The sequence below is a fragment of the Gammaproteobacteria bacterium genome, from assembly GCA_003696665.1.
GTDB lineage: Bacteria > Pseudomonadota > Gammaproteobacteria > Enterobacterales.
The window spans coordinates 1-3,406 of the sequence record RFGJ01000355.1 but is presented as its reverse complement, the minus strand read 5'-3'; the positions used below and the strand labels follow the sequence as shown (position 1 = coordinate 3,406).

Genomic DNA, 3,406 nt, shown 5'->3' with positions numbered 1-3,406 from the left:
CGCCATCCGCGTCCGCCGCTCCAGCGACGACGCCGAGCAGGACATCGGCTTCGGCACCGACGACTTCCTGGACACCGCCGCCCTGACGGCATTCGTGGGGAGCGGGGATGGGTATGTGACGACGTGGTACGACCAGACGGGTGGTGAGGCGATGACCAACACCGATGTTACGCGCCAGCCGAAAATCGTCGATCAGGGTCAAATCATTACTACAGATACAGGAAAGCCAGCCATTTATTTCCTGGATAAGTTTGATAGTCCAAGCGGAACCAGTACCTATCTTTCGTCCCCTGATCGTGCTTCTACAATCGAGATCACCAGTTATTTCTTTTCGATGGTAGTGAAGCGTGACGTTGATCATGATATGGAAGAAACCTTCGGGGGAATTGACACAAGGGGTAGAGCCCACGAAGGTGCCTGGTATCGGGGCGTTCAATCATTTATCAATACTAATGCGGCACGGGCAGGGCTCAGTGGCAAAGGGCTGGTGGAATCTCTGTTTCGTCCCATCATGATGCGAAATCGAGGTGATGTTGCTCAGTTCTGGCAGGGAAATACGTTACTGAATACGCTTGACAGTGTGGAAGAACCTGATCTCGATAGCCCTAAGACACTTGATCAGGTTCATGTAGGAGGATCGAGTTTCGAGGATAATGGCTTTACGGGTTATGTCACCGAGCTGATCGTTTTCCCCTGGTACGGGGATGACTCCTGGCCGCTGACTTATTATGTGGATGCTGCTGGGGCCTGGGAGGCCGGTACTACGGTCTGGAACGAGGATGCCATTCTGCCCCAGCTGTTTGACTATCAGGTCGTACTCTATGACTGGCTGGAGACCCTGACGGTTGAGGACGTTACGCTGACGCTGGGACAGACCTTTACCTTCGACGAGACGTTGCTCAGCGACGACGACCTGGCGGATCTCTGGGTCATGGCGGAAAACCTGACGACGAGCCGAGTGGTGAGAGGTGAGCCGGAGTGGTATGTACTGGATGCAGGTGATGGTAAAGGCATTGAAGCAACAGGTCAGGTACGTATTTATCACGATTTGGGTAGTAATAACGACAGAAGTTATTCAAACGAAGTTGCCCAGTTGTACAATTTGGATATTCCGCTTTCCGATGGAGGTCAGGGCAATCCCTATTATAAAGACCCCGCTATGGGGCGTCGAGCAATGGTAGTAGCTATTGTCGATATGATGATGTACCACAAAGAATTGCTATCTGGTAATTTTGCCACCTGGGGCGACATGTACGGCAAAGCTTTTTTGTCCTGGGCAGAGACATATCGTTGGGCCGGCGAGGTGCTCCCCCAGAATGCCCGAGATGCTTTTGAGGAAGGTATGGGATATTTCCTGGATCATGCGCTTGTGAATGATACGTCTCCTCGTGCTGTGAACACAAACATGGATATGTTTTTTATCCATGGCGCGGCTGAGTTTTACATGGCCACGAGTCGACAGGATCTCAAAGATAAATGTCTTCAGGCTGTCAAGAGGTGGCTTTTCGGCTATACGGATGGCAAGCTGGAGGTGAAACACAAGGTATTCCCGTTGGATGGCACGACGCCCCGTGGTGGTGTTTTTAGCCCGTCCGGTTACATTATGGAAGGTGATCAGCCAGACTTCTTTTACGGCGGTGAATCTCTTTACCACCTGACGGGTGCGCTAGCGGCGGTCATGGATCGTGATAGCGGCACGATTCCGACCGATTGGGAATTCCTTAAAGAGGTGGTTCGCAGGTTCGAGGAATGGCGTCTCTATCAGTACTGGTACGAGCCCGGCGTGGCTGGTTCCTGCTGTGGGGGTATTCGCCCAGGATACCGGTATCATGGTGGGGCCGGATTTTCTGGACGTACGGGTAATGGAGCACCTTCGGGTCAGGCTAGCGGCATCAAGTACAAGGTTATTGCGGATCTCTTCGCTGATCTTCGTTATGATGGGATTTATTCTAATGAACATAACCCTGCCCTCAAAGATAGGCAGACGATGATCGATGACATTGCTGATGTCCTAGCTGAACGTACAACGGAAATGCAATCATACTATGTGGGTACTGCGCCAACGTGGAACGGATGGTCGCCATGGCCCAAAGAGACGGAGTACGTGCCGGCGAAAGGTTGGTATTCTCGACTGAAAGCCCTGGAGGGAGATCCCTCTACGTTTCCCCCTTCGGCTCGTCCCGGGTACTATTACAACAAGGCGTTTGGTGGTCCACCCACGGGTTACGAATACTGGGCCTACAAAAACACCGATGGGACCACCGAGTGGGGCTTCTTCATGGAGGCACAGGCACGTCAGGGCGGTTATAAAGGTTGGTATGGGGGCAAGATCGAGACGTTCTGGACGGAAAAAACGGGTGTCATCCTCATCAATCGCCACGGAAAGTCTGGTTGTGATGGAGATCAAGAAGATTCTTCTTGCTTTGACAACCTGGATTACAAAGCCGCTCATCACGTCTGGGGCCGAGATGAAAATGGCAGAGGGTTTACCACGTTGCTGCTGCGTGGGTACGATCTCCAGCGTACTTCGGTATTTGATCTTGGCGCAACGACGCCCAGCGTGACTGTTACCAATGTTTTCAACGATCCGTCTTATGCCGATAATCCTACGACTTCGAAAACGGGAGAAGAGACGGGTTATGAACTGGAAGGACAGGTCACGATAACGAATAAAGTCGAAGCGCTCTCTAATGGGGTGCGTGTGACGCACACAGTGACGTCGGATGGTACCGATCAGGTGACGGAGTTGTGGGCATCGATTCCGGTGTTTCTGCGGCTGTACAATCCGCTGCGAGTTGGAGATAAACCCCAGGAAGACCTCGACGACACCACCATTGAATACTGGGATGGGTCTGCCTGGCGCCTGATGCCAGAGGATCAGAACGGTGACGGGATTCCGGAACTGGTCACAACGACGAAATTGCGTCTCGGGCGAGATTTTCTGCTCGGAGATGGTCCGCAGTACGTCTACGTAGGGTTCGATACACCGCAGCAGGTTCGTCTGTCCACGCAGAAGTACTACGATCCCTACCAGACGCAGACGGGGGTTCGCACGGTGCATTTCGACATGCATGGCAACCCCGGTACGGCCATCCCGATGCCGACGAACAAGTCGCTGCAGTACACCATCACGACGACGGAGCCGGATGGCGGCGGGGATACGGGGGTGCGGACGCAGACGCTGAACCTGGAAGAGGGGTGGAACACCGTGTCGTTCAACGTGGTGCCGACGAACCTGAGCGTCGAGACCCTTTTTGCCGGGATCAGGGATCATCTCGTGCTGGTGCAGAACAACACGGGCCAGGTGTACTATCCCGAGTTCGAGATCGACGACATCGGTACCTGGAACGTCGCCGAGGCGTACGAGGTCAACACCACGGCGCCCGTGACCCTGGCCGTGAGCGGT

The 3,406-nt window shown here is 53.8% G+C and carries 1 protein-coding gene; it reads left to right on the top strand.

What is annotated here, in order from left to right:
* Positions 1–3,406, top strand: a 3,406-nt coding sequence (locus D6694_09335) for a hypothetical protein (protein RMH41161.1), incomplete at both ends; no start/stop codon positions are given.